We start from the raw sequence: 13,689 nt of genomic DNA on the forward strand, positions 1-13,689 counted from the left end.
CGCCATCCCCGCCCCCTCTTCCAGCCGCAGCCCAAACGGTTTACTCCATCTCCCCCATGCGACCCGATCCGATCGCCCGCGCCATTGCTGCCCGTCTGACTGCGCTGCAAGCTTCGCAGCGGCTGTCGGCGTGGTCGCTGATCGTCACTTTTCTGGGTGACGCCATCGGCCCGCGCGGGGGCGAAGTGTCGGCGGCGGCGGTGCAGGCGCTGATGGCGCGGCTTGGCATCGGCCACGGCGCGGTGCGCACCGCGGTTTCCCGGCTCGCGGCCGATGGCTGGATCGAACGCACCCGCGAGGGCCGCAACAGCTTCTACCGGCTCTCGCCCGGCGTTGCCCAAACCGTGCTTGAGGCCGAGCAGCGGATCTATGCCGGCGCGTCGCTACTGGCCGCGGATACGCCGCGATCGCTGATCATCGCCGGCCAACCGCTGGCCGAGGCGCAAACCACCGAACTCGACCGCCTTGGCGCGCTGGCGCTCGGCGACCGCGTGTTCCTGTGTTTCACCCCTGCGCAAGATGCGCTGGCAGCCCTGCCGGGCACCGAGGTGAGCGGTGCGGACATATCATCTTTCATTCCGTCACCTTTGGTGCAGGACCGGCTGCGCGCCGCCCGCCTTGCGGATGAATTTTCGGCCCTTAGCGCGGCCTACGGGCCAATCCTCAAAGCGCTCGAGAAGATATCCTCGCTCGATCCGGAAGACGCGATCACCTTGCGTTGCCTGATGATCCATGAATGGCGGCGGATGGCGCTGCGGGTACTCGCAATTCCCGCCGATCTTGCACCTAAGGACGATGCCGAACCCGAAACCCGTGCGCTGATTGCCCGGATCTACCGAGAGCTGCTGGCGCCATCGGAGCGCTGGCTCGACAGCCATGCCGCGACAGTCTGCGGATCCCTGCCGCCGGCCCATTCGCGGCTTGCCCGGCGTTTCGAGACCGCTTAGCTCGCTCGCTGGCGCGCCATACGTGTTACCGCATTCCCTTGACATATTTTAATCCTGTAACATATGATAGACTTCATCGCGGAGGAGCTTCATTATGTACAGTCAGGGCCTGATTGGCGCGGATTCGAGCACCACGGAATCGGAGGAGTTTCTCGCCGCATTCCAGGCGCGGATTGACCGCGAGGAAAAGATCGAACCCAACGACCCGATGCCCGAAGGCTATCGCCGCACGCTGGTGCGCCAGATCGGTCAGCACGCGCATTCGGAAATCGTCGGCATGCTGCCCGAAGGCAACTGGATCACCCGCGCCCCGTCGCTCCGCCGCAAGATCGCGCTCTTGGCCAAGGTACAGGACGAAGGCGGCCACGGCCTCTATCTCTATTCCGCTGCCGAGACGCTGGGCGTTTCCCGCGAGCAAATGACCGAGGAACTCTTGTCCGGCAAGGCCAAATACTCCTCGATCTTCAACTATCCGACGCTGACCTGGGCCGATATCGGCGCCGTCGGCTGGCTGGTCGATGGGGCGGCGATCATGAACCAGATCCCGCTCTGCCGTTGCTCCTACGGCCCCTATGCTCGCGCCATGATCCGCGTCTGCAAGGAAGAAAGCTTTCACCAGCGCCAGGGTTACGAAATCATGATGACGCTGGCCCGCGGCTCGGAAGAGCAGAAGGAACTGGCCCAGGACGCGCTTAACCGCTGGTGGTGGCCGTCGCTGATGATGTTCGGGCCGTCCGATAGCGAAAGCACCAATTCCGACCAGTCGATGAAATGGAAGATCAAGCGATTTTCCAATGACGAACTGAGGCAGAAATTCATCACCGCCACCGTGCCGCAGGCCGAGTTCATCGGGCTCACCATGCCCGACCCGGAGCTGAAATGGAACGAGGCCAAACAGGCCTATGACCATGGCGAGATCGACTGGGCCGAATTCAAGGCGGTGGTCAGGGGCGACGGTCAGATGAACCGCGACCGGCTGCGCGACCGCAACAAGGCGTGGGACGACGGCGCTTGGGTGCGTGAAGCTGCACTTGCTCATGCCCGCAAACGCGCTGAAAACCAACAGATCCCGCAGGAGGCTGCCGAATGACCCCCGAATCCACGCACCAGCTCACGCCGCTCTGGGAAGTCTTCATCCGCCCGCGCAACGGCCTGCACCACCGCCATGTCGGCTCGCTGCATGCTACCGACCCGGAGATGGCGCTGCAGGCAGCCCGCGATGTCTATACACGGCGCGGAGAAGGCAACTCGATCTGGGTGGTGCGCTCGTCCGACATCGCCGCCTCCGATCCCTCCTTTGCCGACCAGAATTTCGAGCCCGCCGACGACAAGATCTACCGCCACCCCTCGTTTTACGAGATCCCCGATGAAGTGGGACACATGTGATGGCGGCAGCTGACGTGACCGTACCGGCGCTGATCGAGATCGCCGATGATTGCCTGATCCTCGGCCACCGCCTCTCGGAATGGTGCGGCCACGCGCCGACGCTCGAGGAAGAACTGGCGCTTGCCAATATGGGGCTCGATCTGTTGGGCCAGGCCCGCGCACTCTACGCCCATATCGGCGAGATCGAGGGCAAGGGCCGCAGCGAGGACGATTTCGCCTTTTTGCGGCGTGAACGCGATTACCGCAATTGCCTGCTGGTCGAACGCACCAACGGCGATTTCGCCGCCACCATGGCCCGCCAGCTCTATTTTTCCGCCTTCATGACGCCGTTCTGGAAAGCCATTGCCGCAAGCTCGAACGATGAAGCCCTGCGCGGCATTGCCGCCAAGGCAGAAAAGGAAATGGCCTATCATCTGCGCCATGCTGGCGAATGGGTGATCCGGCTCGGTGACGGCACCGAACAAAGTGCGGCCCGCATGGCCGCCGCCGTTGATGAGTTGCACCGCTACACCGGTGAATTGTTCATGGTCTCAACCGCCCGCCGGGCGGCAATCGACGCCGGCCTGCTGCCCGATCCCGAAGCCCTGCGCACCCAATTCGACCAGACCATCGCCACCGTGTTTGCCACGGCCAAGCTTTCGGTGCCGGAAATCCGCACATGGCAAAAGGGTGGCCGCGACGGCCTGCATGGCGAGGACATGGGCCATCTGCTGGCCGAGCTGCAGTTCATGCAGCGCGCCTATCCCGGCCAGACCTGGTAAGCCTTGTGAGCCCGACGCCAACCATCTCCGGGGATCCGACCACGCCTGTGACCGACTTCGAGCTCGCCCGCGCGCTCGAGGTGGCGAGCGCCGTGCCCGATCCGGAAGTGCCCTGCGTCACCGTTGCCGATCTCGGCATTCTGCGCTCGGTCTCACGCAATGACTCAGGCCGGATCGTCGTCAAGCTGACGCCCACCTATTCCGGCTGCCCGGCGGTAATTGCCATTGAGATGGCGGTTGAAACAGCGCTGCTATCTGCTGGAATTGACTCCACAATCGAGCGGGTGATGTCGCCGGCATGGACCACCGACTGGATCACCGAGGAAGGCCGCGAAAAGCTGCGCGCCTATGGCATCGCCCCGCCGGTGGGTGTCTCCGGTGGCCGCCGCGCCTTCTTTGCCGACGAGACCATCGCCTGCCCGCGCTGCGGTTCGAGCAACACCACAAAAGTCTCCGAATTCGGCTCCACCGCCTGCAAGGCGCATTACCGCTGCGACGCCTGCGCCGAGCCGTTCGACTATTTCAAGTGCATCTGAGGAAGCCCCCAATGGCCGCACCGCGCTTTCACGAACTCGAAATTGCTTCCATCCGTCCCGAGACCCCGGATGCGGTGGCGATCAGCTTTGCCATCCCCGAGGATCTCGACGCGGCCTTCGCCTTCGTTCCCGGACAGTACCTGACGCTGCGCGCCGAGATCGATGGCGAAGACATGCGCCGCTCCTATTCGATCTGCTCGACGCCGGGCGAACGCGGCCGCCGCACGGTTGGCGTCAAGCGCATCGACAATGGCCGCTTCTCGGGCTTTGCCCAAAACCTCAAACCCGGCGACCGCATCAAGGTGATGTCGCCGCAGGGCCGTTTTACCGCCGAGATCGGCGGCACCCATGAGTATCTGCTGCTCGCCGCCGGCTCCGGCATCACGCCGTGCCTGTCAATCGCCAAGTCGGTGCTTGCCGCCGAGCCCGGCTCCAGCGTCACCCTGCTTTACGCCAACCGCAATTCCGCAAGCGTGATGTTTCTCGATGATCTCAACGATCTCAAGGACCGCTACACCACCCGTTTCACGCTCTTGCATGTGATGGACGAGGAAGTCCAGGACGTCGAGATCATGAATGGAAGGCTCGATGCCGAAAAGCTCGAAACGCTCGCCAGCCACGGCCTGATCGACCCGGCAAAAGCTGACGCGATCTATATCTGCGGCCCCGAGCCGATGATCCTGTCGGCATCGGCAGCCCTTGCCGCGCTGGGCGTGGCCAAGGACCGGATCAAGTTCGAGCTGTTCACCCCCGCCCCCGGTTCCACCCCCGCGCTCACGCCCAAACCCAAAACTGCCAATGGCAAAGCACCGAATGGGTCCGGGCACGGCGCCTCGGTCGACATCATCCTCGACGGCGCCCGCCGCACCATAAAAGTCGATGCTGCCACCGACACGGTGCTCAGCGCCGCGCAGAAGGCCGGGCTTGATGTTCCCTTCTCCTGCGCCGGCGGCATGTGCTGCACCTGCCGCTGCAAGATCGTCGAGGGCACCGCCAGCATGGACCAGAATTTCTCGCTCGAACCCTGGGAGATCGAGGCCGGGTTTACGCTCGCCTGCCAGTCCCGGCCGACGGCGGAAAAACTGGTGCTGGATTTTGATGCGCAATAGGGAGTTGCCGCGCTCTCCATCCGGGCAGCCGCAAGCGCAGCCCGCGCGACTGTGCCGCCGGGGTGTGCGTAAAAACCTTGAGTGCGCCTGTAAATGATCGCTCCGGTGCAAGCACTTTCGCGCGACAGGCGGCAAATCCGGAGGGCCGCACGCGGGCAGTGCCTCTGGTAAGCAAGGAATAGGGTGGCGCTACGCGCGCGCGGCCCGGAATTCGCCGGATGGCGTCCCCATCCGACAGGCGGCAGCCTCGCACGACGCGGAGATTGGCTTCCTCACCTGCCCCTCTTCGGGGCCCTCCGCCCGGGTTGCCCCGGCCGCAGTTCGGACGAACCGCGGGAGATGCTTTGGGCGCGTGTTCCGGCACGGACCCTGGCGCAAAAACGCGCCATGCCCGCCACAGGCCCGGACCGGTGCCCCGCACCCCGCCCGCGTGTCGCAAGCAGGAAACCGGAACCCGGCCCGGTGGCTGGCTCGCGCGAGCTTCCCGAAGGAAACCGCGCCGCCAGCGGAACCGCGTTGGCCATCGCCTCCCCCCGAGAGGCCACGCTGACGTTTGCGCGCCTGATCAGGAGGCATTCCCTCCCACCTGCATCGAAACGTTCGCGATCCATCCGGCAGCGGGAGCGGACCGAGTCTGGCATGGGGCTGGAAGGTGGGGACAAAACGGGGTGGATTTTGCGGTAGATGCCTGAGATGGCAGGCGGAGCGGCGCGGGATTGTCCCCATTTCGGAATGGAGGCGCCGGTTGGCCGCGCCTTGACGTAGGAGGCTTTACCTTAATCTGGCCAGCAAGGGTTAAATACGGGCAGATTGTGGTGGGGAATCAGGTAACTTTCACACTCGGTCTGCTACTATCCAGAAGGCTGGGAGTTGGTCATTTTCGGCCCAAAGCCGACCTTAACGATCGACACGACCATGGCACCGATACAACCCCGAGCTGCCCTTTTCCACGAGCCGCTTGCCTAAGGGCGAAGTCTGCCCCAGATGCAACAGTTATGGCGTTCCACAGGAGCCGGACTATGAGAACAAACTGAATCATCAGCTGATCGCCGCCAGCACATTGAGCGTCCGACTGGACCTACTGGCAAGAGATTTGAGTTGGACAAATCATATTTCGGCAGGCATCTTTGGTTGCGTCACCGTTGTAAGATACACGCGAACAACGAGAAGTCGTCTGAACATCGAGTTTCATTTATGATGCCATCACCCTATTCTGAGGAAAGCCTGAAACAACACTTTCGGGTCGGCGACTCAAAAAAATGGAAAGTCGACATCGAGAAAGACATTGATGAAATAGTAAAATCCGCTTCAGGTCGCGCAGCATCTAACACGCCAGGTTTGTTGATCAACTCAAAGATAGATAAGTCCGGGAAGACCATCTATTTCGCGGGGGACATCGAGACAGACATACTGCTCCGGGCAACTTACAAACGACTAATGCGACAGCGTTCGATTGTACTCCCTAATCGGGAAAGTATCGTCAACGGAATACTTGAGGCAACTAGCGAGGCGTGCCCTTATCTAGTTACCAAATGTGACATTCGCGCGTTCTACGAGAGCCTTGATGCAGAGCCCATAATAAGGGGAATTCTAGTAGACACAAGAGTCAGTCCGGACCTCAAGTCCGTGCTGAGAGCGATCTATGATGCTGCTGGGATTCCAAAATCAGTTGCGCCGCGGGGGTTGGCAATTAGCGCAGTTATTGCCGAATTAACACTCAAGGATTTCGACAGTCGCATCCGCAAAGTTCCCGGCGTACATCGCTATTTCAGATACGCCGACGACATTATTGTCTTTTCGCTACCAAGCACACCGCTATTACCCATCATACAATGTGAGCTGAATGCATTAGGATTGGAGCTTAACGAGAAAACTGAAAATCAGGAGGTCCGCGCAAATCCCCCACCAAACACCGAAGGCGATCCGCTGGTTGCTGCATACTCATATCTAGGATACGAATTTTCCGCTGCGGAAAAAGTAGACTACTACAAGACACGAGAATTCACAGTCTCAATTGCTCCGATAAAATTAAAAAAGAGAATGACAAGGATGTTTTTGGCTCTCCACGCTTTCAAGAATGATGAAGACGGAGGGTTATTAATCGACAGACTGATTTTCTTGAGTACAAATCGGTCAGTTTACAAAACCAAGCATACTCGCGGCTCCAGAAAACAAAAAATCAGAACAGGCATTCACTATAACTACTCAAGTTGCGGTCATTATCCTGCATCGAAAAGAGGTCGTGTGTACGCTGACCACACTGCAGGGGAGCTTGTGAAAATCGACGCCGTTCTAAAATCAGCAGTCAAAAGCGGCGAATTTACAGCCGCGGTTGCGACTTTACCTCCCGAATTAAAGGATAAGCTTCAAAATATTTCATTTGCCCAAGGATACAAGAAAAGGCTGATGAAGGGTTTTACACGGGAGCGGGTCGGTCAAATATGCAAGGTATGGGGCCATGAGTGAAATTGATCTTCGGTTACGCGAACTGCGAGCGATCCTAACCGAAACCCTCCCCTACGAACTACCTTTTGGGTTTACAAACGACAACTTGTTTCTATCTGAGCTCAAGATGCCTGATTTTTCAGAACGGCAACGGGCAGCGCTTCGCAAAATCCGGAAACAGAACTCAGACTATACCAAGCCGTTTCTATTTAAAATTAATAGAACTTTGCGATCTAGAAACACCCTTGGAATAATTCACCCAACACTTCAGTTGCGCATCGCTAAGTTTTACTCAGATTTCGAAAACACTATCATCCAGTCCTGCGCACGAAGCACGTTCTCGATTCGTCACCCTGCCAACAACTTAAGAGCCTGACCGAAAAAGAAGTTGAGTGATATCAGTTGGTTGTGATTCATGAGGTTGCGAAGCCAACCATGGATACAACGATGTGGACTGATATCACCCGGGCACAACATGCCCGAAAGCATTGCCGACTGCCAAGCGATTTGACAGATGCTGAATGGGCGCTGATCGAACCTCTATTGCCGCCACGCAAAGCACGCGGACGTCCTGCGAAGTGGGGCTACCGGCAGATCGTCGAGGCGATGCTCTATGTTCTACGCGGCGGGATTGCCTGGCGGATGCTGCCACCAAGCCTGTTCCCACCGATGACCACCGTGCAGCATTATTTCTACGCTTGGCGTGACAGCGGGCTTTGGCAGACGATCAACCACACCTTGTTGATGGCGGCGCGCGAGGCTGAGGGTCGCCAAGCCTCGCCCACGGCCGGCGTGCTTGACAGCCAATCGGTCAAGACCACGGAAAGTGGTGGAGTTTCCGGCTATGACGCGGGCAAAAGATCAAGGGACGCAAGCGCCACATCCTAACCGACACCAGCGGCTTCCTCGTCGGGGCCATCGTTCATGCGGCCGACATCCAGGATCGTGATGGCGCTCCGTCCGTCCTCAAGGTAATCCGCCATGCCTTCCCTTGGCTGCGTCATGTCTTCGCCGACGGCGGCTATGCCGGGCCGAAACTTGAAGCCGCACTGACAAAAATCGGCAAGTGGACATTAGAAATCGTCAAGCGTTCGGACACGGCGAAAGGCTTCGAGGTCGTACCGCGGCGTTGGGTCGTCGAACGCACTTTTGCATGGCTGAACAGAAACCGCCGCCTCGCCAAGGACTTTGAGCGAACAATCGCCAGCGCCACCGCTTGGCTCTTCATGGCTTCCGTCCAGCAACTTGCCAGGCGAATTGCAACCAAATGATATTAAACGGAAACATTTTGAGTCAGACTCTAAGAATTCAGCTCAAAGGCAGCAGCGTAAGCATGCACAAGCGGTGGTCGTTAGGGCTGCCGGAGCAAGCCCCTGGTGAAACGATTAGCACACCGTATTCTCCGTCATACTTCGCTTACAAAAAATACCTTTTGCTTGATCGATTCTTCAGCTCGAACGAACTAGTTCGACTGGAGAGCCGTTTTAGCAATCTGCGGATGCTTGATGTTTCAAGGTGCTTCTTTAATATATATACTCATTCTATTACTTGGGCTCAAAAGGAAAAAGAGTTTTCTAAGAAAAACACTAGAAGGTATTCCTTTGAACAGCAATTTGACGAACTAATGCAAAAGTCCAACTATAATGAGACCGCAGGAATTTTGGTGGGGCCAGAAGTTTCGAGGATTTTTGCTGAGGTTATTTTGCAGAGAATTGACTTAGAGCTCGAAAGACGGGCTCTGGAACGAGGTCTTCAATCAGAAAGGGACTACGCAATACGCCGATACGTGGATGACTTCCACATCTTTTCCAATAGTGTCGATACGCTGAACGCTTTGGAAGATTTATTGGCGGATGAACTGGAGGCGTATAAGCTTTTTCTAAATACTGATAAAAGAGAGGAGCTTAGCCGGCCATTCGTAACCGGAATTTCGCGAGTCAAACACGAAGTTGGTCGGGTCTGCGAAACGTTACACCGATCGCTTACGGAGAAGATCGAGCTTGATGAGGGCGGCAAGATCGTGCCCTCTAATGCACTAAAGGAAAGTAGACATTCCCTAGATTCTCTTCGCTTCCTTGGTGGCTCGGAGCGTGGTTCTTTTGTAAATGCTTTTTCTGAGGTATTTACTACTCTTCAAAAAACAGTTCGAGATATTCGAGCGGAATTTGCGACTGGCGAGCACAATGATCTTGTGGTCAATGAGCGATTGGCCCGGATTAAGATGATCATTCGGATATTGTTTTATTTGTTGTCAGTCGACTTTCGCGTTCCTCCGTTGATTCGTGCCTCCTTTCTGCTTCAGGATATCGTTGGCCTCACCAAAACCCTTCCTCAGTCGGAAAGAGCCGCAACGCGCGCATATTTGTCGTACGAGCTTAGTCTTCTTCTTGCTGTAAACTATCAAAAAGAAAAAGGACCGATCAGCCTCGAGGTAACCAATACATTTCTTCTGGGCTTAATGGTCGACCCTGTTTCTTTTTGTTTACAGGATAGCGTCCACAATATGATTCAGAACGTTCTTTCAGGGTTCCATAAAGGATACTTTGCGATCCTGTGCGGTTTACACTATCAGAATAGCGTCAGCCCAGATGAATTGGAACTCCCAGACACAGAAGTGGAAATTTCCGTTCGATCCGAGTTCTGCCAAAGCGTTGCCGCCTACATAGCAAGCGATATTTGCGATCCAGCAGTCGACTGCGAAGATTATTTGGTTTTTTGTGATTTCCTGTCATGCCCGGCAGCGGACCATGCAATTAGATGGGAGACCTTTAACAAAAAGCTCGGCGGTCAGGAGCTCTCCAAGAAGGAGTTCGATGAGCTAGCGTTACAATTTAGACATACGAACTGGAAAGACAAGGGACGCGAATTTGACTTGCTGATTAGAAGGTTGCAGCCAGTCTACTTTTCAGCTTAGTGTATCGGTGGTGATAGAATTCTTGCGCTAGATAGCGGAGGTCGATTCGTTCGGCTAACGCTTGGTCGCTTCGAAAGTCGCGGCACACTACACACATGAGCGCGTTTTCTATCACTATTTTCATATTCTCAGGGCGGAAACGCAACCGCCAGCTTTTTGCGCGCAGCGGACTGGAATTCCGGTCTCAGCGAACGGCAGTTCCCCGCCCATACCGCCCAAACACCACGATCAGAAAAACTGTAGCACAGCCATTACCACCCTCGTCAGCCGATCGCCTCGACGATCCTGCGCAGTTCGGCGCTTCGGGCGCCCAGCAGAAGCACGTTCTTGAGCGCGGCCTTGGGGTCGGTGGTGCTGAACAGCACGCCGTTTTCCCGGAAATCGCGGTTGATCACCTGCTGGCGGGTCTTGCCATTTTCCCCGTTTTTCATGGCCACCGCAAAATACATCCGCGAGGAGCTGGGTTTTATGCGGTTGAAGAACGTCTCGTCAGCGGTGATTTCGGCCGAAAAATTGGCGATGTAAAACCCCCAGGTGACGTCCTTGTACTCGGCAAAATCGGTTTTCGACGCGGTCACATGGACATAGCCAAGGTGCGGCGCCGCAGCCAGCGTCTTGTGAAAGATGATCTTGGGAAACCGGATGTTCTTATGGAACTTGTTGAGCCGCTGATGCGTCGTCTTGCCAGCGTTTTCAAGCCGGATGCCGGTTCGCGCCGCGACCTCCTCATAGGTCAGGAAGCGCCGTTCGGCTTCGACCCAGTCCTCTGCCTTGCGGGAGATCCGCCCGGTTCTGAGAAAGTTGGTGTGGACCGCTGCTGCAGGAACAGGTGACTGCTCTGGTGCCTTGTTGGCCGCGTAGTATCTGAACATCGACATTTGGGGAACGAGCTCTGGTTTCCTAACGAATTTATGACCTTGAATGGTTAATGAAATACTGCAGGCACCGCAGAAACGGGCAATGCGGCACTGGCTGGTGCTGCACAAACAGCGCAGCACGCAATCAAGCCGCTGCGACGCGTGCGTTCAGGATCGGCAAGGAGCCTTGGGCCGGTGTCGGTGCGGCCATCAACAGGCCTGTCCCGGCATGGGGTGCGGCAGGCAGCAGGCTAGAGCTGAGAGGCCGCCTCACCGCGCCGCAACCGCCTTTGCCACCGCGTGTGCGATCATCACGTCGAGATGGGCGCCGCCGCCGTTCTTGAACACGGTGATCTCATCGTCGGAGCGGCGGCCGGCCTTGCCCTGCACCAGATCGTGCATGTCGCCCTGGATATCGGCCTTTGTGATGGCGCCCGATGCAAGCGGGATCATCACCTCGCCGATATGGCCGACGGTGGTGGCAAGACTGTCGACAAACAACTGCGCGCGGGTGAGCGCCGCATCATCGGCCTCACGCATCGACGGCGTATAGGCGCCAACCAGATCGACATGGGCGCCGGGTTTGAGCGCCGCGCCATGGATCAGCGGTTCGGTCGACATGGTGGCCGACGAGATCAGGTCGGCGCGCGCTACGGCGGCGTCGAGGTCGGTGACCACCTCGGCGGTAATGCCGTCATCGGCAAGCGATTGCACCAGGTTTTCGGCGCGGGCCTGATTGCGGTTCCACACCAGCACCCGATCGAGCGACGGCCGCACCGAGCAGTGCGCATCAATCAGCGGCCGCGCCATCGACCCGGCGCCCACCATCAGCATGATGCGGATATCGGGCCGCGACAGGCACGAGGAACCGAGTGCTGAATCACCCGCCGTCTTCCAGGCGGTCAGATCAACGCCCTCGAGCACGGCCACGACATCGCCGCGCGCCTCGTCAAACAACAGCACCTGCCCCTGCACCGACGGCAGCGGCGGGTTGGCGCCGGGATTGTCCGGGTAGATCGTCACAGCCTTCACACCTGAGGCGAGCCCGGCAATCCAGGCGGTCCGGACCAGCATCTTGCGGCCGGCATTTTCAACCAGCGAATCCCTCAGATCCGCAGGCGCCAGCAGATGCCCCGCGCGCAGGGCTTCCACGGCCATCGGCCAGGAGCAGACGGAGCGGATGTCGTCACCGGTGATAATGCGCATGTGTTGGTCCCAAACTTGCTGTGGTCGCGGTAAGGCCCATGTGTAGACGCGGCCCCGCCCCGGGCGCAAGCCGACCGGCCCGGCGGCCTTTATCTTTCACCACTATCCGACGGCGCGTAAGGCGACCGTCAGCGACGGCGACGGCGCGCGGACGCTGCCGCCCATGCCGTCGCCCGCTCGTCCGCCTGCACGCTCAGGGCATCAAAATCCTATTTCTTGCCCTGGTTCATCATTGTCCGGCGCAACTCCTCAAGCGTCTGCTGCATGCTTTGCTGCAGCACCTTGAAGCTTTCGGCGCCGGATTTCTGCGCCATCCCGGCAATCTCGCTGGTGTTCTTGATCGCGGTTTCGAATGAACGTCGGGCGAACTCCGCCTGCGCCGCCATCATTGCCTGCGGGTTGCCGCCGGATTTGATGTTCTCGGCCATTTCCGAGATCTCGCGCAGCCCCTCCTCGACCATCTCGCGCTGGCGCGTCAGAATCGTCGTGGCACCCGTCCCCGCACTCTTGGCTGCCGTTTCCAGCGCCTCGAGGTTCTTCTTGTGGCGGGCGACCAGCGCTTCGAGTTCGGGCGTGGGAAGCTTCATGTCCTTGCCGAACTTCATGAACATGGACACCATGTCGTCGGTGGATTTCTTCTCGGTCATGACATTCCTCCGGTTGCGGCCAAGCCAGATGCTTGCACCGTTTTAGGCTGGGCCAACTATACAGCCATTGCCGCCATCGCCAATGCGTATTCGCGGGCGCAACAAGGCTGTCACCGCGCCGAATTAATCAAATGCGGACTCTTGCATTTTATGTTGCAGTGCAATATATATGACGCATCGCACAAGACAAATGGCGACCACATCATGCCCCGGGTCGCAACGAACGGGGTTCCGACATTGCTCAACCGAGGATGACCAACATGACCAAGACCAACACCACAACGACTGCCAAGACCACCGACAAGACCACTGCCGCCAAGGCCCCCGAAGCCAAGACAGTGGAAACCAAGGCTGCCGAAACCACCGCAGCGCCTGCCGCCAACTTCATCGCCGAGACCCTGGAAAAGGTTCAGGAATCGATCGTCGTTCCGGAAGCCGCCCGCGAGTTCATGGCCACCCAGGCCGCAGCCGTCCAGAACCATGCCGAGAAGGCCCATGAAAGCGCAGCCGAACTTGCCGCCGACATGGAAAAATCCGCTGTCTCGCTGGTTGGCCAGTACACCACTTTCACCAAGAACCTGTTCGACATGACCGCCGCAAATGTCGAGCATGCGCTGGCAACGGTCGAAAAGATCGCCGCCGCCAAGACGCCTGTCGAAGCCATGCGCGTCCAGGCCGATTACGTTCGCGAGAGCGCCACCGCCAATTTCGAGCGCATCAAGAATGCTGCCGAAACCGCCAACAAGACGGTGACTGAAACCACCGCTTCGGTCCGCGACCAGGCTGCCAAGATCATGGCAAAGGCCAGCAAGGCCGCCTGAAACTGATCAGGCCTGCCACAATGATTGGCCCGGGAAGCGATCACCGCCTCCCGGGCCTTT

14 protein-coding genes are annotated in these 13,689 nt (G+C 58.3%); 11 read left to right on the top strand and 3 right to left on the bottom strand.

The window, feature by feature from the left end; genetic code table 11:
• Positions 1-56: 56 nt before the first annotated feature.
• The 10 genes from ACK6D9_RS16790 to drt3b all read left to right on the top strand — a co-directional run bounded on the left by ACK6D9_RS16790 (position 57) and on the right by drt3b (position 10,098).
• Positions 57-947, top strand: a complete 891-nt coding sequence (locus ACK6D9_RS16790; protein ID WP_412049375.1) for a PaaX family transcriptional regulator C-terminal domain-containing protein — start codon at positions 57-59, stop codon at positions 945-947.
• A 94-nt stretch (positions 948-1,041) separates the two neighbouring features.
• Complete coding sequence (gene paaA / locus ACK6D9_RS16795; protein ID WP_412049376.1) at positions 1,042-2,037, top strand: 1,2-phenylacetyl-CoA epoxidase subunit PaaA; 996 nt, start codon at positions 1,042-1,044, stop codon at positions 2,035-2,037.
• Positions 2,034-2,333, top strand: a complete 300-nt coding sequence (paaB, locus tag ACK6D9_RS16800; RefSeq protein WP_412049377.1) for a 1,2-phenylacetyl-CoA epoxidase subunit PaaB — start codon at positions 2,034-2,036, stop codon at positions 2,331-2,333. The genes paaA and paaB overlap by 4 nt, the downstream gene beginning before the upstream one ends.
• Positions 2,333-3,094, top strand: a complete 762-nt coding sequence (gene paaC, locus ACK6D9_RS16805; protein WP_412049378.1) for a 1,2-phenylacetyl-CoA epoxidase subunit PaaC — start codon at positions 2,333-2,335, stop codon at positions 3,092-3,094. The genes paaB and paaC overlap by 1 nt, the downstream gene beginning before the upstream one ends.
• Positions 3,095-3,141: 47 nt before the next feature.
• Positions 3,142-3,630, top strand: a complete 489-nt coding sequence (gene paaD / locus ACK6D9_RS16810) for a 1,2-phenylacetyl-CoA epoxidase subunit PaaD (protein ID WP_412049379.1) — start codon at positions 3,142-3,144, stop codon at positions 3,628-3,630.
• Between the two features lie 11 nt (positions 3,631-3,641).
• Positions 3,642-4,739: a 2Fe-2S iron-sulfur cluster-binding protein gene (locus ACK6D9_RS16815; RefSeq protein ID WP_412049380.1), complete on the top strand. Its 1,098-nt coding sequence runs from the start codon at positions 3,642-3,644 to the stop codon at positions 4,737-4,739.
• Between the two features lie 1,194 nt (positions 4,740-5,933).
• Positions 5,934-7,205: an antiviral reverse transcriptase Drt3a gene (drt3a, locus tag ACK6D9_RS16820; RefSeq protein ID WP_412049381.1), complete on the top strand. Its 1,272-nt coding sequence runs from the start codon at positions 5,934-5,936 to the stop codon at positions 7,203-7,205.
• Positions 7,198-7,560 (top strand): hypothetical protein, encoded by a 363-nt coding sequence (locus ACK6D9_RS16825; RefSeq protein WP_412049382.1) that lies wholly within the window; start codon positions 7,198-7,200, stop codon positions 7,558-7,560. Before drt3a ends, ACK6D9_RS16825 begins: the two co-directional genes overlap by 8 nt.
• Positions 7,561-7,631: 71 nt before the next feature.
• A protein-coding gene (locus tag ACK6D9_RS16830) for an IS5 family transposase (RefSeq protein ID WP_412049383.1) occupies positions 7,632-8,455 on the top strand; the annotation gives its coding sequence in 2 pieces (ribosomal slippage) (positions 7,632-8,040 and positions 8,040-8,455; 825 coding nt in all).
• Positions 8,456-8,472: 17 nt separating this feature from the next.
• Positions 8,473-10,098 (top strand): antiviral reverse transcriptase Drt3b, encoded by a 1,626-nt coding sequence (gene drt3b, locus ACK6D9_RS16835; protein WP_412049384.1) that lies wholly within the window; start codon positions 8,473-8,475, stop codon positions 10,096-10,098.
• 263 nt (positions 10,099-10,361) lie between these two features.
• Here the strand turns inward: drt3b and ACK6D9_RS16840 are convergent, their stop codons facing one another.
• The 3 genes from ACK6D9_RS16840 to ACK6D9_RS16850 form a co-directional block, all read right to left on the bottom strand.
• A complete protein-coding gene (locus tag ACK6D9_RS16840; protein ID WP_412049385.1) occupies positions 10,362-10,976 on the bottom strand; it encodes a DUF6656 family protein in 615 nt (204 codons plus the stop codon).
• Between the two features lie 249 nt (positions 10,977-11,225).
• Positions 11,226-12,161 carry an ornithine cyclodeaminase family protein gene (locus ACK6D9_RS16845; RefSeq protein ID WP_412049386.1) on the bottom strand — a complete coding sequence of 312 codons (936 nt, stop codon included), beginning with the start codon at positions 12,159-12,161 and terminating at the stop codon, positions 11,226-11,228.
• A 209-nt stretch (positions 12,162-12,370) separates the two neighbouring features.
• Positions 12,371-12,808 (bottom strand): phasin family protein, encoded by a 438-nt coding sequence (locus tag ACK6D9_RS16850; protein ID WP_412049387.1) that lies wholly within the window; start codon positions 12,806-12,808, stop codon positions 12,371-12,373.
• Between the two features lie 260 nt (positions 12,809-13,068).
• Here ACK6D9_RS16850 and phaP point away from each other — a divergent pair, with 260 nt between their 5' ends.
• The gene (phaP, locus tag ACK6D9_RS16855) at positions 13,069-13,629 is read left to right on the top strand and encodes a TIGR01841 family phasin (RefSeq protein ID WP_412049388.1); all 561 of its coding nucleotides are present in this window, start codon (positions 13,069-13,071) and stop codon (positions 13,627-13,629) included.
• The last annotated feature ends 60 nt before the right edge of the window (positions 13,630-13,689 follow it).

This window comes from Hoeflea sp. Naph1 (assembly GCF_046837775.1).
Lineage (GTDB): Bacteria > Pseudomonadota > Alphaproteobacteria > Rhizobiales > Rhizobiaceae > Hoeflea.